The sequence below is a fragment of the Armatimonadota bacterium genome, assembly GCA_013359125.1.
Taxonomy (GTDB): Bacteria; Armatimonadota; Fimbriimonadia; order Fimbriimonadales; family GBS-DC; genus JABWCR01.
On the sequence record JABWCR010000001.1, the window covers coordinates 1 to 17,025 of the forward strand.

At 58.6% G+C, this 17,025-nt stretch carries 20 protein-coding genes and 1 other RNA gene; 12 read left to right on the forward strand and 9 right to left on the reverse strand.

All coding sequences use genetic code 11. The features are described 5' to 3' along the window. Window positions 1-174: 174 nt before the first annotated feature. Window positions 175-771, reverse strand: a complete 597-nt coding sequence (gene recR / locus HUU60_00005) for a recombination protein RecR (protein NUL81090.1) — start codon at window positions 769-771, stop codon at window positions 175-177. 12 nt (window positions 772-783) lie between these two features. Beyond that, the gene (locus HUU60_00010) at window positions 784-1,116 is read right to left on the reverse strand and encodes a YbaB/EbfC family nucleoid-associated protein (GenBank protein ID NUL81091.1); all 333 of its coding nucleotides are present in this window, start codon (window positions 1,114-1,116) and stop codon (window positions 784-786) included. Window positions 1,117-1,224: 108 nt separating this feature from the next. On the opposite strand from HUU60_00010, the gene HUU60_00015 reads away from it, so the two are divergent. The 4 genes from HUU60_00015 to HUU60_00030 are packed head-to-tail and all read left to right on the forward strand — an operon-like array spanning window position 1,225 to window position 5,532. Then, complete coding sequence (locus HUU60_00015; GenBank protein NUL81092.1) at window positions 1,225-2,010, forward strand: triose-phosphate isomerase; 786 nt, start codon at window positions 1,225-1,227, stop codon at window positions 2,008-2,010. Window positions 2,011-2,053: 43 nt separating this feature from the next. Further along, the gene (locus tag HUU60_00020) at window positions 2,054-3,385 is read left to right on the forward strand and encodes a UDP-glucose/GDP-mannose dehydrogenase family protein (GenBank protein NUL81093.1); all 1,332 of its coding nucleotides are present in this window, start codon (window positions 2,054-2,056) and stop codon (window positions 3,383-3,385) included. Window positions 3,386-3,396: 11 nt separating this feature from the next. After that, entirely contained in the window at window positions 3,397-4,314 is a 918-nt protein-coding gene (locus tag HUU60_00025) for a tetratricopeptide repeat protein (GenBank protein NUL81094.1), read from the forward strand. 9 nt (window positions 4,315-4,323) lie between these two features. After that, the gene (locus HUU60_00030) at window positions 4,324-5,532 is read left to right on the forward strand and encodes an acetylornithine transaminase (protein ID NUL81095.1); all 1,209 of its coding nucleotides are present in this window, start codon (window positions 4,324-4,326) and stop codon (window positions 5,530-5,532) included. Window position 5,533: 1 nt separating this feature from the next. Here the strand turns inward: HUU60_00030 and HUU60_00035 are convergent, their stop codons facing one another. After that, window positions 5,534-6,724, reverse strand: a complete 1,191-nt coding sequence (locus tag HUU60_00035) for an alpha/beta hydrolase (GenBank protein NUL81096.1) — start codon at window positions 6,722-6,724, stop codon at window positions 5,534-5,536. A 60-nt stretch (window positions 6,725-6,784) separates the two neighbouring features. Between HUU60_00035 and ssrA the strand changes: the two genes are divergently transcribed. Then, window positions 6,785-7,133, forward strand: a transfer-messenger RNA (tmRNA) gene (ssrA, locus tag HUU60_00040). A gap of 11 nt (window positions 7,134-7,144) precedes the next feature. Here the strand turns inward: ssrA and HUU60_00045 are convergent. The 5 genes from HUU60_00045 to HUU60_00065 all read right to left on the reverse strand — a co-directional run bounded on the left by HUU60_00045 (window position 7,145) and on the right by HUU60_00065 (window position 9,694). Beyond that, window positions 7,145-7,387 carry a hypothetical protein gene (locus tag HUU60_00045; GenBank protein ID NUL81097.1) on the reverse strand — a complete coding sequence of 81 codons (243 nt, stop codon included), beginning with the start codon at window positions 7,385-7,387 and terminating at the stop codon, window positions 7,145-7,147. Between the two features lie 42 nt (window positions 7,388-7,429). Then, window positions 7,430-8,494 carry a glycosyl hydrolase gene (locus tag HUU60_00050; protein ID NUL81098.1) on the reverse strand — a complete coding sequence of 355 codons (1,065 nt, stop codon included), beginning with the start codon at window positions 8,492-8,494 and terminating at the stop codon, window positions 7,430-7,432. Between the two features lie 5 nt (window positions 8,495-8,499). Further along, window positions 8,500-8,778: a MoaD/ThiS family protein gene (locus tag HUU60_00055; protein ID NUL81099.1), complete on the reverse strand. Its 279-nt coding sequence runs from the start codon at window positions 8,776-8,778 to the stop codon at window positions 8,500-8,502. 1 nt (window position 8,779) lies between these two features. Continuing rightward, window positions 8,780-9,145 carry a VOC family protein gene (locus HUU60_00060; GenBank protein NUL81100.1) on the reverse strand — a complete coding sequence of 122 codons (366 nt, stop codon included), beginning with the start codon at window positions 9,143-9,145 and terminating at the stop codon, window positions 8,780-8,782. A 72-nt stretch (window positions 9,146-9,217) separates the two neighbouring features. Next, window positions 9,218-9,694: a hypothetical protein gene (locus HUU60_00065; GenBank protein NUL81101.1), complete on the reverse strand. Its 477-nt coding sequence runs from the start codon at window positions 9,692-9,694 to the stop codon at window positions 9,218-9,220. Between the two features lie 94 nt (window positions 9,695-9,788). On the opposite strand from HUU60_00065, the gene rfbB reads away from it, so the two are divergent. Genes rfbB through HUU60_00080 form a run of 3 tightly spaced genes read left to right on the forward strand, consistent with a single transcriptional unit; the run spans window position 9,789 to window position 12,622 of the window. Then, on the forward strand, window positions 9,789-10,787 hold the full coding sequence (rfbB, locus tag HUU60_00070; GenBank protein NUL81102.1) for a dTDP-glucose 4,6-dehydratase: 999 nt from the start codon (window positions 9,789-9,791) through the stop codon (window positions 10,785-10,787). Then, window positions 10,788-11,879 (forward strand): glycosyltransferase family 9 protein, encoded by a 1,092-nt coding sequence (locus HUU60_00075; GenBank protein ID NUL81103.1) that lies wholly within the window; start codon window positions 10,788-10,790, stop codon window positions 11,877-11,879. A gap of 35 nt (window positions 11,880-11,914) precedes the next feature. Continuing rightward, a complete protein-coding gene (locus HUU60_00080) occupies window positions 11,915-12,622 on the forward strand; it encodes a DUF481 domain-containing protein (protein NUL81104.1) in 708 nt (235 codons plus the stop codon). Here the strand turns inward: HUU60_00080 and HUU60_00085 are convergent. Then, complete coding sequence (locus HUU60_00085) at window positions 12,619-13,677, reverse strand: hypothetical protein (GenBank protein NUL81105.1); 1,059 nt, start codon at window positions 13,675-13,677, stop codon at window positions 12,619-12,621. The genes HUU60_00080 and HUU60_00085 overlap by 4 nt on opposite strands. An 84-nt stretch (window positions 13,678-13,761) precedes the next feature. Between HUU60_00085 and HUU60_00090 the strand changes: the two genes are divergently transcribed. From HUU60_00090 to HUU60_00105, 4 genes are read left to right on the forward strand one after another with little or no spacing between them, the layout of a single operon-like run. Then, window positions 13,762-13,998, forward strand: a complete 237-nt coding sequence (locus tag HUU60_00090; protein NUL81106.1) for a type II toxin-antitoxin system HicB family antitoxin — start codon at window positions 13,762-13,764, stop codon at window positions 13,996-13,998. Beyond that, window positions 13,995-15,614, forward strand: coding sequence for a fibronectin-binding domain-containing protein (locus HUU60_00095; GenBank protein ID NUL81107.1), 1,620 nt, complete (start codon window positions 13,995-13,997; stop codon window positions 15,612-15,614). Before HUU60_00090 ends, HUU60_00095 begins: the two co-directional genes overlap by 4 nt. A gap of 46 nt (window positions 15,615-15,660) precedes the next feature. Beyond that, window positions 15,661-16,242, forward strand: a complete 582-nt coding sequence (locus tag HUU60_00100; GenBank protein NUL81108.1) for a sigma-70 family RNA polymerase sigma factor — start codon at window positions 15,661-15,663, stop codon at window positions 16,240-16,242. Next, window positions 16,239-17,024, forward strand: a complete 786-nt coding sequence (locus HUU60_00105; GenBank protein NUL81109.1) for a hypothetical protein — start codon at window positions 16,239-16,241, stop codon at window positions 17,022-17,024. Before HUU60_00100 ends, HUU60_00105 begins: the two co-directional genes overlap by 4 nt. Window position 17,025: the final 1 nt, after the last annotated feature.

Below are 17,025 nucleotides of genomic sequence, written 5' to 3' on the forward strand. Positions count from 1 at the left end.
CTCCCCAAACTCTGGCGAGTTTAGGGAGGGGAGCGAAAGCCATCGGATCGGACGGGCCAGGCAGAAGCCTGGCGTTCCGAACGACGGGTGTGGGGATCGGACCGGGAGGGCGAGCGTCCCCGCGAGCCGAAGGGGAATCTGCGCGAATGTAGCACAAAACTGAGTACGAATCGGCTACATCTCGCGGCGCCATTCGAGGGCGGAGGCGATGGTGGCCGCGTCGGCATAGTCCAGATCGCCGCCCACGGGCATCCCGTAGGCAATTCGAGAGACCTTGACGCCCGTCGGCTTCAGCATTCTCGCCGCGTAGAGCGCGGTCGTGTCGCCCTCGACGGTAGGGCTGGTGGCAATGATCACTTCGCTCACTTCGCCGTCAGACGCCCGCGCTATTAGTTCGTTCAATCGCAGTTTTTCCGGGTTCACGCCGTCTTGGGGCGATATCAGCCCGTGCAGCACGTGATAGAGCCCGTGATACTCGCCCGCCCGCTCCAGTGCCACCACATCGCGGGCGTCCGCCACCACGCAAATCTGGTCGCGCCTTCGTCCGGGCGATTGGCAGATCTCGCACACGGCGCCCTCGGCCAAAAAACCGCACAGCGTACAAAACCCGACTGTCGAGCGCATGGTCAGCAGTTCTTCGGCAAACTCTTGAATCTCCTCGACTGGGCGGCGCAACAGAAAGAGCGCCAGGCGCTGGGCCGATTTGGGACCCACGCCCGGCAGGTTCTCCAATCGGCGCGTCAGTCGCTCCAGAGTGCGGGGAAAGAGCATTCTGCGCGGGCGCTAGAAAGGCAGGCCGCCGCCTAATCCGCCGGTCAGCGCGCTCGTCCTTTCGGCTCTCACTTTTTCGGCGTTGGATTGCGCTTCGCGCACCGCGCCCACTATCAGGTCTTGCAGCATCTCCACGTCGTCCGGGTCTACGGCATCCGGCTGGATAGAGAGCGCCACCAGTTCGCCCTTGCCGCTGACGGTCGCTTTGACGACGCCTCCGCCGGCAGTAGCCTCCACGCGCTCTGCGTCCAATTCTTCTTCCAGGCGCTGCGCGTCTTCCATCATCTTCTGCGCCTGTTTCATCAGGTCTTGCATATTGCCCATTCCGCCGGGCAGCTTTGGCATTTTCATGGTCGTCCTCCCGAGAGTTCGTTCAGATTTATACCCCGAACGGCCTCTCTCTCGAAGGATTCTTGCCAATGTCGCATAATAACGCTAACAGGAGACCCTTCTATGAGGAAGCGCTTGATCGCCGGAAACTGGAAGATGCATCTGACCCCGCCCGAGGCCGCGGCCTATGCCGAGCAGCTCTTGCGCCACATTCCGGACCTGGATCACCAGGATGTGGCCGTTTGTCCGGCGTTCCCGGCGTTGGGCGCGGTCTCGTCGGTCTTGTCGGGCACGCACATCGGACTGGGAGCGCAGAACCTGTTTTGGAAGGAGCAGGGCGCCTACACGGGGCAAGTCTCGCCCTCGATGATCGTCAGTTGCGGTTGTCGGTATGTCATATTAGGGCACAGCGAGACGCGGGGGCGGTTCGGCAAAACGGACAGCGAGGACGATTTGGCCTACTTTGCCGAGAGCGACGCGACGATCAACCGCAAGATAAAGGCGGCTTTGCCGCACGGTTTGACGCCGATTTTGTGCGTCGGTGAAACTTTATCCGAGCGAGAATCTGTCAAAACGGATGAGGTTATCGCGAATCAGTTGGAAGGCGCGCTGGCAGGGATCGACGGCGAGGAACTCTATGGCCTGGTCGTGGCGTATGAACCTGTGTGGGCTATCGGCACGGGCCAAGCGTGCGAGCCGGACGAGGCGGAGCGGATTTGCGGGCAGATTCGGGCAAAACTGGCAGATATGCTTGGAACCGAATGCGCCGAGTCTTGCCGGACGCTTTATGGCGGCAGCGTGAACGGCGCCAATGCGGGTTCGTACTTAAAACTGCCCAGTGTGGACGGGGCTCTGGTAGGCGGCGCGAGTCTGAAGTCCGAGGAGTTTGCTCGCATTGCAATAAGTTAAAAGAACGGGAATGCCGACAATCAATTAGCGTGGAGGAGCGTTTATGAACATCGCTGTCTTGGGCAGCGGTTACGTGGGCTTGGTTACGGGCGTTGTTTTTGCAGACTTGGGCAACGATGTCTGGTGCGTGGATACCGATCCGGCCAAGGTCGAGGCGATCAATGCGGGCCGGGCGCCTTTCTTCGAACCGAGCATTGAAGAGTTCCTTCAGCGCAACTTGGCCGAGGGCCGATTGCGAGCGACCACCGATGTGGACGGGGCTGTGGCCAAGTCCTCGGTCGTTTTCATCACCGTAGGCACGCCTCCCCGCGATACTGGAGAGCCCGATCTTCGATATGTCGAAGAAGCCGCGGCAACGATCGGACGAAATCTAAACGATTACAAGATCATTGTAACAAAGTCCACCGTGCCGGTAGGCACAGGCGACTATGTGCGGCGGATCATCGAGAAGCATCGCACCGACAGCATCGATTTTGATGTGGTTTCGAACCCAGAGTTCCTGCGAGAAGGCTCCGCCATTTACGACACGCTTTATCCCGATCGAATCGTGATCGGCGCGGACAATCAGCGCGCGGCGCTGCGGATCGTCGAACTCTATGCGCCGCTCGAAAGGCCGATGATCATAACCAACCTGCCGACCGCGGAGATCATCAAGTACGCCTCCAACATCTTCTTGGCCATGAAGATCAGCTTTGTCAACACCATTGCCGACCTGTGCGAGCGCGTAGGCGCGGACATTACGCAAGTGGCCAAGGGCATGGGTGCGGACAGTCGGATCGGCAATCAGTTCTTGCAGGCCGGGCTCGGTTTTGGCGGCTCCTGCTTCCCCAAAGACTTGAAGGCTCTCATTCACTCGGCCGAGATGTTAGGCGTGGACGTTACCTTGATGCGCTCCATATTGGAGATCAACGACCGCCGTCCGGCGGAGTTCGTGGACCGCATGGTGGCGGATATGAACGGCTTGGACGGCAAGACCATAGCCGTGCTAGGGCTGGCCTTTAAGCCCAACACCGACGACGTGCGCGATGCTCGGTCGATCGAGATCATTCGGGAGCTGTTAAAGCGCGGCGCAAAGGTTCGGGCCTATGATCCGGCGGCAACGGTAAATATGCAGGAGATTCTTCCGAAGATTACATATTGTAGAAACTCGTACGACGCGGCGGAAGGCGCAGACGCTCTCGTGCTGATCACCGAGTGGAACGAGTTTAAACAGTTGAACATGGAGCGGATCAAGAAAGTCATGCGGCAGCCGTATCTATTCGATGGGCGGAACATCTACGATCCGGTGCGCATGAGCAAGATCGGATTCCATTATCGCGGCATTGGGCGGCTCGCAGACGCACCTATACACGCCCACGCCGTGCAGCACATTTAGGGAGGCATCAGATGTCTTTTTTTCAGCGCTTCTTTGGGCAAGGTCGCAGTCCGGCCTACGATGAGGGGATCAAGCTTTTTGACGCTCAGCGCTTCTCGGACGCGCTGCCGCTGTTCCAACAGGCTGCATCGGAAGCCAAGGATCGCATGGTGGCCAAATTAGCCCGATTCTATGTGGCCGAGACGCATACGCACCTGGGGCAGACTTGCTTTAAGCACGGACAGTACGATCAGGCGGAGAAGCACTTCCTGCAAGCGCTGGAGATTCAGCCTCAATACGCCGACCTGCACTTTCAGCGCGCCGATGCCCTGAGGCGACTGAAGCGGTTTGAGGACGCTCAAACCCACCTGAACGAAGCGCTGAGCATCAATCCGCAGTTTGCCAAGGCGATGCTTTGCGACGCATTGCTAAAGTACGAGTCGGGCGATCGAGAGACTGGCCTTCAGCGTCTGTACGAGGCGATGGCGGTCGAGCCTTCGTTTAAGAACGGCCGATTCTCCGAGGCGCTTTCGTTGCACGAGGCAGATCGGTACGAAGAAGCCCTCTCCGTTTTCGAGACCATCCCGTGCGCCGCGGCGGACGACGCTCTGGTCCATGCCCAGCGAGGCGATGCTTTCTACCGTCAGCGCAACTTCGAAGAGGCGGCGGACGAATATCGGCGCGCCTTGGCGCTGAGCCCCGACTATGCCGACATTCGCAATCACTACGGCATGGCGCTGGCCGCGCTGGGAAAGGAGCTCGAGGCGATTGCTGAGTTTGAGCGGGCGGTCGAGATCAACCCGAAATTTGTGGACGCGCGCCTCAACCTGGCTATCACCCTTCGCGATCAGGGTAGACTCGAGGAGGCGAAGAGGCACTTCGAGGTCGTGTTAGAGCTCGAGCCGGACAATCCGCTCGCTCGGCACAATTTAGACTCCTTCGCCGCCTGAAGGAGGAACATGCTCGACGTTAAGACAGCCCAGTCGGTCGGCGAGATCGACCAGCAATGGGTGATGGGGACCTATTTGCGCCAGGCGCCGCTCTTTGTGAGGGGCGAGGGTGCTCGCCTTTACGACTCCGAAGGCAAGGAATATCTCGATTTCATTGCCGGAGTCGCCGTCTGCAGCATCGGCCACTGTCACCCAAGATTGGTCGATGCGATCTCGCGCCAAGCCGCAACCCTGATGCACGTCAGCAATCTCTATCTGACGGAGCCCCAGGCGAAATTGGCGGAAAAACTCTGCGCCATATCGGGCATGGACAAGGTCTTCTACGTTAACAGCGGCGCAGAGGCCGTGGAGACCTCTATCAAGATCGCGCGCAAACACGCCCAGACCCGGAGCATCGAGGAGCCGGAGATCATCGCCTTTCACGGCGCGTTTCATGGTCGATCCATGGGCGCGCTGTCGGCAACCGCGCAGCCCAAGTATCAGGACCCTTTCAAGCCGTTGCTTCCAGGCTTTCGATACGTCGATCCGAACGACGCCCGCGCATTGAACGAGGCTTTCAATGCCAATACCTGCGCGGTTTTGGTCGAGCCGATCCAAGGAGAGAGCGGGGTCAGGCCGATCAACCCGCTAATCCTGCACGAGGCCCGCGCACTGTGCGACAAGCATGGGGCGCTGCTGATTTTGGACGAGATTCAATGCGGGATGGGGCGCACCGGTCGATGGTTCGTTTGCCAAAAGTTAGGCATAGCGCCTGACTTAATGACGGTGGCCAAGGGCTTGGGAGGGGGATTCCCGATCGGCGCCTGCTTGGCGAGAGGAGAAGTTGCCGATCTGCTGAAGCCGGGAGAGCACGGCTCGACCTTTGGCGGCAACGCGCTGGCCTGTACAGCGGCTCTGGCGGTCATTGAGACTATCGAGCAAGAGAACCTGCTTGTCAGCGCAGAACGAGTCGGCCATGAGCTTCAATCGGGGCTCAAAAAGCTGACAGCGGCTGGCTTGCCCATATCGCAGGTGCGCGGCGCCGGGCTTCTCATTGGCATCGGTCTTACTCGCCCGATTGCTAAAGCCGTCTGCAAGGCTGCGTTAGAGCGCGGATTATTGGTGAATCCGGTCGGCGAGGATACGATTCGCATGGCGCCGCCGCTGATCATAACCGAGCGCGATGTCGCTCAAGCGATGGACATTCTGCAGGCGGCGTTCTCCGCGGTTTCTGATTGAATCAATCGGGCCATTTTAAAAGCAGCCTGACGCGGACCCTTGTCAACGGGTCGCTCGTCGCGTAAAAATCGATCTCGACCAGATTGCCGAGCGGTTCGGTGTCCGATGGATAAACCGCTTTGACATAAATCGTCTGGCTTTCGCCGGGGCTCAGCGATCGAGCAGGGTTGGGCGAAATGCTGACCAGCCAGCCCGAGTTGGCCGCTTGCGCCGCATAGTGGGCCGGCTCGCGCGCCGTGTTGGCAAGTTGTAGCGCGATTTCGCCTCGAGATTTTTTTATAATCTGGACTTCGGCCGATGACGGTTGCACAACGAGGCCGGGATTGGATTGTCGAACGACCTCGGCGCTGTTGGGCGCGCTCCAGACGTTTGCCGCCAAAGTCGCATCGCCCTTTAGATAAAGATTGAAAAACTCGGTCAGAAGCCTGCGCGTTATTTGAAGCTGAACCGCTCTTGAGAGCGGGCCGCTGTCGCATCCAAACGAAGAAGAATCCTCAAACCCGCAGTGCCATCCGCCTTGAATGACGGGCAGCGTCTTTGGCGCAAAACCCGCGTCGTACATTCTTTGTCCGTTGGTCGAGACGGGCACAATGGTGTCGCTGCTTCCCGAAATGAGGCTCACGGGCGCGCGAATGCCCGGCATGGCCGCAATCGCAGAGGGGTTCGTCTCCGCGGCGGCGAGGTTGGCAACCGCGCGAATCCGAGAGTCGCCCGATGCCGCCAATAGGCTGCATCCTCCGCCCATCGAGTGTCCGCTCAATCCGAATCGGTCGATCGCTAACTGGCCGAAAAGCCACGATGCGGGGTTGCCGTTTTGTTGCTCCAACCAAGTCAAACATAGCCGCATGTCGTTTGCAAAGTTCGCATGGCTTGGGAAGAGCGAGCCTTCCGACTCGGAGGCGATTACGAAATAGCCGTGCGTCGCCAGATGCTCCAAAGTCGATTGATATCTTGTAACCGGTTGCAAAAAACCGTGGCCGAACGAAATCGCCGGGTAGGGCGCGCCGTCCGACCGATACGCAGCGCCGGACCCCCTGGCGAGAGCCGGGTAGAACAGGTAGGCGGAAAATGTGGTCGAATTGGGGCGGGCGACGGAGACTCTCTGCCATCCGGCCGCGTAAGGGCCTGGCTGCGAGAGATCGGCCCAAGAGACGGCGGGCAACAGAGCAGCGAGCAGAAGAAGAACTCTCATAGGCAGATTATAGCCTTAGATTGGAACCAAAAGCGGCCAAGGATGGTATAATTATGTTGCGGGGGCGTCAGGGTTCGACAGAGACGCTTCAGGCGCAGGTTGCGAGCCGAGGCGCCGCTGGCCTCGTAAAAAAGCGGCAAACAAGAAGTGCGAATAACTATGCACTCGCTGCCTAATTAAGGCAGCCGTCTCGCTGTGCCCCGGTCGGCCGGGTACGGCTCAGGCGTGAAAAAGGTCGACTTGCTTCCAAAGGCTCGGCTCTTGGCCCAGGAAGGAGATCAAGAGGGCTGGCGACGCAAAGCCCCGTTCGTCGGGACAGCGGCGCGAGACAATAAAGGCGATCTACGCTCGTAGAGGCTTGCGAATCTGACGGCTTTGGAAGGGGGTTCAATTCCCCCCGCCTCCACCAATCTTCCGCCTTTACATCCGGCAGATTACGTCCAGTACCACGTCGCGCACGCCCTGCTTCTGGCGCAAAATGCGACGGATCAGCTCCATCTCGGCCTTTAGATCGAAACTGTGGCCGCGAATGCCGCGCACCGTGCCCCTCATATAGACCACGCCGTGCATCACCATCACGTCCATCAGAGAGGTATCGACGTGTCGTTTCGAAACTTCTCGCAAAACCATCCTTCTGATTTCAGCATCGCCTCCAGCTGCCATGTCTCTTCACCTCTGTACAGATGATAGCACGGATTGGCCCAATTACCACTCGGCAAATCGCACGGAATAGATCGGCGGGAGGTAGTTGCTCAGACATTTCCAACTTTCGCCTCCGTCCGTCGTGTAAAACGCGTTCCCTGTCGTGGTGCCAAACGCCAAGTGATCGCCCTTCAAATCAAGCGCATGTCGATAGACAATGTCGTACGCGCCTTGTTGGGGCAGGCCGTTGCTCAATGTCTGCCAGGACTGTCCGCCGTCGCGCGTACGGGCGATACAGATTCCCCGTTCGTAGGCCACGCGCACCTCGTCGCTCTTAGCCGGAGCCACATATGCAATATCGGGATCGTTGGCGTCCACACAGATAGGGAAGCCAAAATGCGCCGCATCGCCCGGCGTCGATACGCGGGACCAAGAGGCGCCCGCATCGTCCGAACGAAAGATGCCGCAATGGTTCTGCTGCCACATGCGCGACGGATCGGAAGGGGCGGCGACCAACAAGTGCGGATCGTGCCCCAGTTCGGCATGGGGGTCGGGCAAAAACTCTGCCAGCAAACCCTTGTTCTTGGCCGCCCATGTCTCTCCGCCGTCATAAGTCTCGTAAACGCCCGCGCAACTGACGCCGATGTAAAGATGATCGGGGTTCGCTTCGTCCACCACGACCGAATGAATGCCGGGGTCGTCGCGTCCGCCTCCAAACCAATGCTTGCCGTCCTTCTCCTTCTGCGCCCATTGGCCTGGGCAGAGGCTCCAATTGTCCCCGCCGTCGTTCGTAATGAACAGGCCCCCAGGACAAGTGCCCATGTACAGCCGATCGGGTTTGCTTTTTGGTCCGGGCTGGATGACCCACTGATAGGTCAGTTTTGTGCCCGTTTCTTCGGGATAGGCCGGTGTCGGAACTTCCTCCCAACTCGCGCCATAATCTCTCGAGCGTACTAACTTTGGCCCCCAATGCTCGTGGCTGGGCGCCGCCCACAGCGTGTGGTTCCGGTCGTCATAGCAGGCGTAAGAAACCGGATCGCCGACATACGCCTCGCTCTCCATCCGCCATTGACCGTCAAACCCGTATATCTGAACGCCTTTGCGCGTCCCAATAATCATCCTCAGCATTCCCGTTATCCTCCCGAAAGCGCCTGCATGATGACGACCTCTTCTGCCTTTTCTACGCTGTCGCTCAGTTTTGCCCGGTCCATCGCCATCTCGCCGTCGATAAAGACGTTTACATGCTTGCGCAGAGAGCCCTGCTCGTCTACCAAATAGCCCGCGATGCCGGGATAGAGAGCGTCTAGCGAGCGGATCAGCTCGGCTGCTGTGCTGCCGTCAACCTCGAATCCGGTTGACGGCAGATGGGGAAAGAACTTTTGCAAGTGGCGCGTGATTCGAACGACCGGCATTCTACGTCCTTGCTTCAAAGCTGATCAGATTGCCTTCCGGGTCGCGCGCGTTGACGATCCAGATGCCCGGCGCCACCTCGTGCGGTTCGTTGGGCGTTATGCCTAAGCCCTGAAGCCAGGCGTGCGCCGCGTGGATGTCCTGCACTTTGTAGACCAGTTCTGGATTGAAAGAGCCGTTGAGAGGCTGCTCCCATTTGTGCAGGCAAAGCGTGCATTGGCCGGTATCGAACATTATCCAGTGCTGATCGGCAAAATCCTCGACCCCCTGCGGAAATGTGAGGGTCAATCCCAGCGATCCGCGATAGAAATCGACCATCTTGGCCATGTCGTTGACGTAAAGCACTGCCTCGCAAAGCCCTTGAAGCATGATCGGCCTCCTTTAAGCCCGCCAATGTTCGGCAAGGGCGGAGGAGCTCCTGCCGCCCCGCCGCATTTGCGCTTAGTGCATATTCTTGTCGCCGTACAGCGTCTGGACATAGGCCACCTGCCCAGTGTGATAGGTCGTGTTCCAATGCTGAAGCATGGCGATCTGCTCGAAACTGAGGGTCATGCCCTCGCCGAAAGGCAACGTGATAGTCTCTTTGAGGCTCTCGACAGGAAAAGCCCGCAGAGCCGAGGCCAACTGGGCCATGTTCTCGTTGCACTTCTGCTCGCACGCTTCGAGGGTCGTCCATTGAGAACGTTCTCGGTTGTACTCTTCGAACATCGCCTCGTCGAACTTAGGCGCCTCGCGCGTGGCCAGCATTCCGGCGCCCCATGTTGGCGAATGGGCGACCTCTTGCGCCATGTCCAACACCGATCGGCCCTCGTCTAGCGGCTTCCAACCGATCTTGTCTGGCTTGGTCGCTTTGGCCATGCGGAAAAACGTCTTGTTCGCCTCTTCGGTCATCTTCAAAATCACTTCTCGAAAGTCCATCGTCAGCCCTCCTCCTGGTTACACAAATGTATTCTAAATTATACCCCGCCTCTGCGTCCAAATACAAGAGGTCGCGGCTGGTATCATCTTAGCGATGAGAAGGGTCGTGGTAACCGGGGGCGCGGGGTTTATTGGTAGTTGGCTCGTGCGCCGGCTCTTAAGCGACTACCCCGATTATCAAGTGGTCGTTTTGGACGCGCTGACCTACGCTGGACGACGAGAAAATCTTGCTGCAATCGAATCCCAGATCGAGTTCGTTCACGGCGATGTGAGAGACCGGGATTGCGTCCGCAAGACGCTGGCAGGCGCTACCGATTTGCTCCATTTGGCCGCCGAAACCCACGTAGACCGGTCCATCGTCAATCCCGATAACTTTGTAACCACCGATGTATACGGGACTTATGTGCTCCTAGAAGCGTCGAGAGAGATCGAACGCTTTGTCTACGTCAGCACCGACGAAGTGTACGGCTCTATCGAAGAGGGCGAGTTTACGGAAGAATCGCCTTTGCGACCCAACTCGCCCTATGCCGCCAGCAAGGCCAGCGCCGACCTCATGTGCCGCGCCTTTTTCGTCACTTATGACCTGCCTGCTATCGTAACTCGAGGCAGCAATACGTTTGGGCCAAGGCAGTACCCAGAGAAAGTCTTGCCCCTGTTCGTTTCGAATGCTATCGAGGGCAAACCCTTGCCCCTTTACGGCGATGGCAGGCAGCGGCGCGACTGGCTGTACGTGGACGACCATTGCTCGGGCATCCTGACCGCATGGCAAAAAGGGAAGCCGGGGGAGGCCTATAACATCGGCGGAGGCAACGAGCGCGAAAACATTGAGATTGCGAGGCGCTTGCTGACCGTATTGGGCAAGCCTGAAAGTCTGATCAAGAGCGTCGCCGACCGGCCGGGTCACGATCGTCGCTATGCTCTGAACTCGGATAAGCTGAAGGCGCTCGGCTGGGCGCCGAAAGCCGACTTCGAAAGTGCATTCGAAGAGACCGTGCGATGGTACGCCGAAAACCGCGATTGGTGGAAGGCCATCAAAGAGCGCCAGCCAGAGTTCAAGCAATTTGCCGATGCCTGGTACAAGGATAGAGCCTGAGTGGAAGCCTTCAACGATCACTCTTTGCGACCATCGCCCCACATCGCCGTGCTCTTTTACGATGCCCTGGGCGACTTTGTGATCATTACGCCGCTATTGAGGGGGCTTCGAGAGAAGTATCCCGGCTGCACGATCGACTACTTCGGCGGCGACCATACCAAGGAGTTCGAGGAAGCGTCCGACCTGATCGATTCGCGCGTTTCAGTCTTTGGCGCAGGCGACCGAATGAGCGAACTGATTGGCTACGTCGAACGCCGGAAGAGGGAGGCGGGCGAATACGATCTGGCCATCAATGCCGATTTTCATCCCGCGCTTGCTATGGCAGCCCGGCTGATCAACGCTCGTTTCGTGGTCGGCAACTGCTGGACGCAAGACCTGCGCGCCGAGATTCCAAAGCCCCCAGGCAAAGTCCACGAGCTTCATACCGCCTACTGGTCGGAGCTGGACTTTATGGAGAGGTTCGGCGATGTCTTGGACAGCAACTTCATCGGCGAGATTTGGTGCCGAATGTGCTTTGTCCAGACCGACTTTCATAAGTGCGAGCTTCCTCAGGCCGATCCGGAATGCGAGATTCCAGACGTGCTAATCTCGACCGGCGGTCGCCGCTCTGCCAAACTCTGGTCCGCCGATCATTGGATAGCGTTCCTTCGGCTCTGTTCTACGCATGGCTTAAGCGTCGGACTGTTGGGAAACAAGCCGGCGATGCAGAGCGCGGTCTACAACACAGGCGACGCGGAGACAAGGCTATTGGCCGAAACGGAGCTGATCGATCTGCGCGGTCGCTTCGCTCTGCCCCAAGTGGTCGGCGCATTGGCTCGTTGCCGAGCCTGCGTTACGGTTGACAATGGCATCATGCATATGTCCTATGCATCGGGCACAAAAACTTTGGCGCTGTTCGGAGCCAGCAACTACGAGCTTTGGACGCCTCGAGCGAACAACTTGATTGTTTTGCTGCCGGACGAACCGTGCGACCTGTGCCGACAGAATCGCTTTAAGAACGCGGACTGTCTATTGCCGGTTCATCAATGCATGAACAGTATCCGTCCCGAGGCTGTGATGGAAAGACTGCTGGCGGAGTTGGGCGCCAGGTAGAATCCTTCTCGCATCTTGATGATACGGAGGTCGTCATGAGGATTCTTCTCGCCGTTTCGCTCGTCGCGCTCGTCATCTGTTCCTATGCTCAGGACGGCCAGTGGAAAGGCTCGGTCGGTCTCAGCCTCTCCGTCAGCCGCGCCACCAAGAACAGCGAAGGTCTGGACTTGATCTTTGGCGCCCAGCGCGAGCAAGGCTCCACAAAAACCATCGTCTCGGCCGCCTATCTGTTTGCCAAGCAGGACGGTGCGACCACCACCGACGCCTGGTTCGCTAACGCCGATCAGAACTTTGCCTTGCGCGACGTTTGGTACGGCTTTGTGGCGCTGGGCCTTCGCAATGATCGGATCAACTTGCTGGATCTGCGAACTCTGATCGGCGGAGGGCTAGGCTATAGGGCGATCCGACGTTCCGACATGAACCTGAGCCTCGAAGCGGGCGCGACATGGGTCAAGGAGGACTTTGTCGGCGCCGCAGGCACCAGCACGCTCAATGGTCGGGCGGGCTATTTGTTCGATATGGCTTTGTGGAACGGCGCCATCCTCAAGCACGACCTGACCTTCCTGCCCAAACTGAGCGATTTTGACGACTATTACTCCATCGCTCGGGTGGTAATCGAGCAGGAGTTGGGCGGCGCGTTCACGGTCAATTTGCTGGCGATTTTCGACTACGATTCGACCCCGGCGCCCGGCGCAAAGAAGGCGACCAGCCGTTACATCTTGGCGTTGGGGAAGAAGTTCTAGAGGCCCTGTATCCTCTCCCGTACCTGGGCGTAGAACCAGTGGTTGTCGATGCGGCGGCGGTCCAGATCCATCTGAGGCGCGGGCAGGCCCAACAGATGCAAAAAGTGCGCCTCTAAAGCGCAGGCTGCCAAACGCAAATCCGATCGAACCAAGTACCGCGCCGAGCAGTCGGGCCATTTCACATCCCCCTCTGGCTTGGCGCAAGCCATAATCAGACGATAAGCTTCCTCCCGCCCCATCTTCAATCCGCCCCACTCGCTCTCAATGCGCAGGGCTGCCTCGTAATCTCGATCCAAGTACTCCCCAAAGCCCTTTTCAAAGGTGTCGATAAAGTCGGCCAGCGCAACGCCCGCCGCAACGCCAACTCCCCAAAGCATCCCGGCCGCCACGATCGCCGCATCGTCCGAAGCCCCGCGCCCGCGACGGTAGCGAACGAACATCGGCGCCACTCCGGGCTGCCCGTATTCGCCCAACAAGCCCTTCTGCCGATACTCGTCGATTCGGGCAAAATGCTCGCCGTGAGCCAGTTCTGCGCCGTCCAGCCCTAAACGATCCAGCGCCTCCAAAAAAACCGGCAGCATCCGACCCGCGCCGATGTCGCAGTGATAACGGCTCTCGGCCTCCGATCGCACCTCCGCCGCATCCCGCAAACCGCCCAAGTACAAGCCGCGCAGCACATCGTCCGGATCAACGTCCAAAAAGTAGAACAAAGGCAACCGAAACAGCGGCTCGCCGTCCGAGTTCAGCAAGCTCCGTCCTGCCTTCCCACTCATCGCCAATGTAGCGAACTGCTCTACTTCGTCGATCAAGTTGGCCTGCGCCTGCTGAACCGCCCGAGACGACAACCGTAGCGCCTCGGCAACGTCCCGAAAGGTCGTGTTCGGGTAGCGACGGTCGCCATATCGCACATGGCCCTCGTGCGAGTGGCTGAGCGCAGCGTACAGATGGATCATCTGGCGCGCCTCCTCGCCTATGCGCAGGTGCTCGGTCGCGGTCATCGCCTCGTAGTCCGCTCGGATCGCTTCGGCAGGGGCAATCTTAGAAGATCGGCGCACGTGGACGAGTCTACCTGTGCCGAAACGCCAAAACCGCTGTATAATCTATTGGGCAACGCGCCCGCTTGAGGGAGAAAACAAACAATGCGACTATACGTTCATATCCAGCCGGACATGGACGGCGGTTATATCGCCACAGTGCCGGGTCTTCCCGGATGTATCACAAAAGGCAATAGCAAGCAAGAGGCTATCGCGTTAGCCCAGCGCGCTATCGAAGGCTATATCGATCTGTTGCGCCGGAATGGCGAGCCGATCCCATTTGGCTTAGGAGAGAGCCATGTGGAAGAGGTGGACGTGCGCATTCCCCACATGCCTGCGTGAGCCCGAGACCGATCTTCGACTCCGTATCGCTCTATGCGATCGTCTGCGAGCTTCAGAGCTGGGCAGGCGGCGAGATTCAAGGCGTCGACCAGCCAAAGCCGACCGAAGTTTCGCTCGTCGTCAATTGCCAAAACTCTATCCGTCGCTTGCTGGTCTCGCTCGACCCCCGGCTGCCGCTTATGCTTGCTTCTACAATCCGTCCGCCCAAAGGAACCGGCCATCTTAGTACATTCCTGCACAAACGGCTAAAAGGCGCGCGCATCACGGCGATCCGACAGTTAGGATTCGATCGCATAACCCTCATAGACGTTGAAACAGCCGAGGGAGACAGAGAGCGATTAGTAGCGGAACTGACGGGAAATCGCTGCAATCTCTTCTATCTCGACTCGGAGGGCCGCGCGCTGGCGGCCGCCCGCTGGATCCCGCCCGCCAAGAGCAAACATCGTCCTATGCAGCCCGGATCGCACTACTCCCCGCCGCCCGGATACGACCCAGATCGCAAGACGCCCCTTGATGCGCAGACCTTAGAAGCGTGCAAAGGCTGGCTGAGCCCGTTCTCGATAGAGCAAGCAGAACAAGACTTCCAAGCCTGGCAAAATCGCTTGAAAAACCTCGAGTTCTCTCCAGTGGCCATCTATGACGAGGAAAAGAAGCGCATCATCGGCGCATACCCGTTCCCCGTCGGCACAATTCCAGCGCAGCAGCAAGTCTCCCGCGAATCGCTCAGCAATGCCTGGGAGCAAGCCGCTAAGGCCATCCTGACGGCGCGAGAATCCGAGCAAACCCTTGCAACGCTCGCTGGCCAGATTGCCAAAGCCCTCGATGCCCGTCAAAGCGCATTGCAAGACGTGCGCATGGCGGCGCAAGACGCCTCCGAAGCCGATAAATGGCAGCGATACGGCGAACTCATCCTTGCGTACGGCTATACGGCTAAGGCAAAATCCTTTCTCGAAGCGCCCGATTATGGCCTGGAGGGCTCGCCCATCGCCCAGATCGATCTAGACCCAGAAAAATCTACGCCCGAGAATGCCGCCTTCTATTTCGACAAGGCCAAACGATCTCGAGAGAACCTTGAAGGCCTCCAACGACGGGCCGAGGCCATCGAGCAAGAAATCGAACGCCTGCAAGCCTTCCTGCTCAAGCTCGAAGGCTCGACCGACCTGGACAAGCTGAAAGAAGAGGCCGAGCAACAGGGCTGGCTCAGAATCCAAAGGCAGCAAGCCAGGCGCGACGAAGAGAAGCCATTCGGAGGGCATCGCGTCAGGCAATTGCTAAGCCCGGACGGTTATCAGGTGCTGATGGGCGAATCGGCGCAAGCCAACGACTATCTGACCACAAAAGTCGCCTCGCCCAACGACATTTGGCTGCACGTTCGCCAAGCGGTCGGCGCGCATGTCGTCATTCGTACGGAGAACCGACCAGAGCGAGTGCCTCGTCGCACCATAGAATTCGCCGCACTGGCCGCCGCTCGAAACAGCGCCGACAAGCACGCGGGAGCGGTGCTGGTGGACTATACGCTCAAGAAACATGTTCGCAAGCCGAGGAAATCGGCCCCAGGCATCGCGCTCTACACGAGAGAAAGAACCATCACCGTGAATCCTCGCCAAGGGAACTAATCCGCCTCGTTCTGTGTTACAATTCCCCGTAGCCTGATTGAACCTGATGTCCCTTTTTAATCGAAACCGAGAGCACGAAGAGTTCGAGCGGCTCAGCGCCCGCGTCGCGCCCGATCTGTACAACATGGCGCTGCGCCTAACGCGCAACGTCGACGGCGCCAAAGATCTCTTGCAGGACGCGCTGCTCAGAGCCTTCGAAAAGTTCCATCAATTTCAAACCGGCTCGAATTTCAAAGCGTGGTCGTTTAGAATCTTGTTCACGATCTTTTACAATCAATATAAGCGGCAGAGGAAGGAGCTTCGCTCCGTCTCGCTCGATCAACTGATCGATCAACAAGACTCCACATGGGAGCCCCGAAGCTGGGAGCGGACTCCCGAAGAGTGGCTGTTAGCCTCGATGATGGACGAGCCTGTCGAAAGGGCCTTGCGCGATCTGCCCAATGAGTATCGCGACGTTGTGCTGCTGGTCGATGTGCAGGGATTGAGCTACGAGGATGCTGCCATCGCCCTGGACGTGCCTATCGGAACTATTCGGTCTCGCCTCTTTCGAGGCAGGCTTCAGCTTCGATCCGCCTTGCGCGAACATGCGGCTCGCTTGGGATACCTGGACGAGGGCGCGCGGCCATGAAAATCTGCGGATACAGCAACGAGCATCTTTCGGACTTTGTCGATAATCGGCTGACCGACGTTCAGTCGAGCCAAGTACAGTCGCATATCTACGAATGCGGCGAATGCCGAGCCATCGTAACCGACCTGGAAATGGCCAAGAAAGCCATGCTTCGGCTGACAGCGGCCACGCCCCTCCCATTAGATTGGGAGTTCTCGATGCCCGCGTTCGATCAGACGGTCTTCGGCCTGAGAAAGCCAAGGCTGATGACGGCGACCTTGATTCTGGCTCTGCTTACGCTCTTGTCCGCACTGGCCTACTTGAACATCGCAGACAAAGCGCCGCCGCCGGCTCTGCCTCTGGGATTCTTAGAGCAGGACTACCTTCGCACTCAGCTGAGCGCCGGGGCCTCGCCCGATCCTTATAGCCTGACGATGATGCTGACCCAGAAACTGAACGACGACCAAATCAACCTAGAGCCGCCGCCGCGCAAAGTCGGCGATTACGAACTCAACAGAGGCACCTGCGTCAAACTGCCCGAAGGCAGAAAAGCCGCAAAACTGATCTACCGCAAGGGCAACAGCGTGCTAACAGCCTACTGGGCGCCGGGAGAATGGGACTTTGGCGTCCTCAAACCGGTGAACGAAAACTATGCCAAAGAGGGCCCTTGGAACCACCCTTGTGGCGTGGCGGCCAGCATGGTCTGGATGCGCGAAGGCTATGCGATGGTACTGCTTTCGCGAACCGAATCAGCCAAACGACTGTTAGAGTTGGGCACAGAAATCGGCAAGCACTGCAAATAGG

Coding starts and splice junctions, on each gene's coding strand:
- recR (NUL81090.1), bottom strand. CDS start 771: ATGCTCTTTCCCCGCACTCTGGAGCGACTGACGCGCCGATTGGAGAAC.
- HUU60_00010 (NUL81091.1), bottom strand. CDS start 1,116: ATGCCAAAGCTGCCCGGCGGAATGGGCAATATGCAAGACCTGATGAAA.
- HUU60_00015 (NUL81092.1), top strand. CDS start 1,225: ATGAGGAAGCGCTTGATCGCCGGAAACTGGAAGATGCATCTGACCCCG.
- HUU60_00020 (NUL81093.1), top strand. CDS start 2,054: ATGAACATCGCTGTCTTGGGCAGCGGTTACGTGGGCTTGGTTACGGGC.
- HUU60_00025 (NUL81094.1), top strand. CDS start 3,397: ATGTCTTTTTTTCAGCGCTTCTTTGGGCAAGGTCGCAGTCCGGCCTAC.
- HUU60_00030 (NUL81095.1), top strand. CDS start 4,324: ATGCTCGACGTTAAGACAGCCCAGTCGGTCGGCGAGATCGACCAGCAA.
- HUU60_00035 (NUL81096.1), bottom strand. CDS start 6,724: ATGAGAGTTCTTCTTCTGCTCGCTGCTCTGTTGCCCGCCGTCTCTTGG.
- HUU60_00045 (NUL81097.1), bottom strand. CDS start 7,387: ATGGCAGCTGGAGGCGATGCTGAAATCAGAAGGATGGTTTTGCGAGAA.
- HUU60_00050 (NUL81098.1), bottom strand. CDS start 8,494: ATGCTGAGGATGATTATTGGGACGCGCAAAGGCGTTCAGATATACGGG.
- HUU60_00055 (NUL81099.1), bottom strand. CDS start 8,778: ATGCCGGTCGTTCGAATCACGCGCCACTTGCAAAAGTTCTTTCCCCAT.
- HUU60_00060 (NUL81100.1), bottom strand. CDS start 9,145: ATGCTTCAAGGGCTTTGCGAGGCAGTGCTTTACGTCAACGACATGGCC.
- HUU60_00065 (NUL81101.1), bottom strand. CDS start 9,694: ATGGACTTTCGAGAAGTGATTTTGAAGATGACCGAAGAGGCGAACAAG.
- rfbB (NUL81102.1), top strand. CDS start 9,789: ATGAGAAGGGTCGTGGTAACCGGGGGCGCGGGGTTTATTGGTAGTTGG.
- HUU60_00080 (NUL81104.1), top strand. CDS start 11,915: ATGAGGATTCTTCTCGCCGTTTCGCTCGTCGCGCTCGTCATCTGTTCC.
- HUU60_00090 (NUL81106.1), top strand. CDS start 13,762: ATGCGACTATACGTTCATATCCAGCCGGACATGGACGGCGGTTATATC.
- HUU60_00100 (NUL81108.1), top strand. CDS start 15,661: ATGTCCCTTTTTAATCGAAACCGAGAGCACGAAGAGTTCGAGCGGCTC.
- HUU60_00105 (NUL81109.1), top strand. CDS start 16,239: ATGAAAATCTGCGGATACAGCAACGAGCATCTTTCGGACTTTGTCGAT.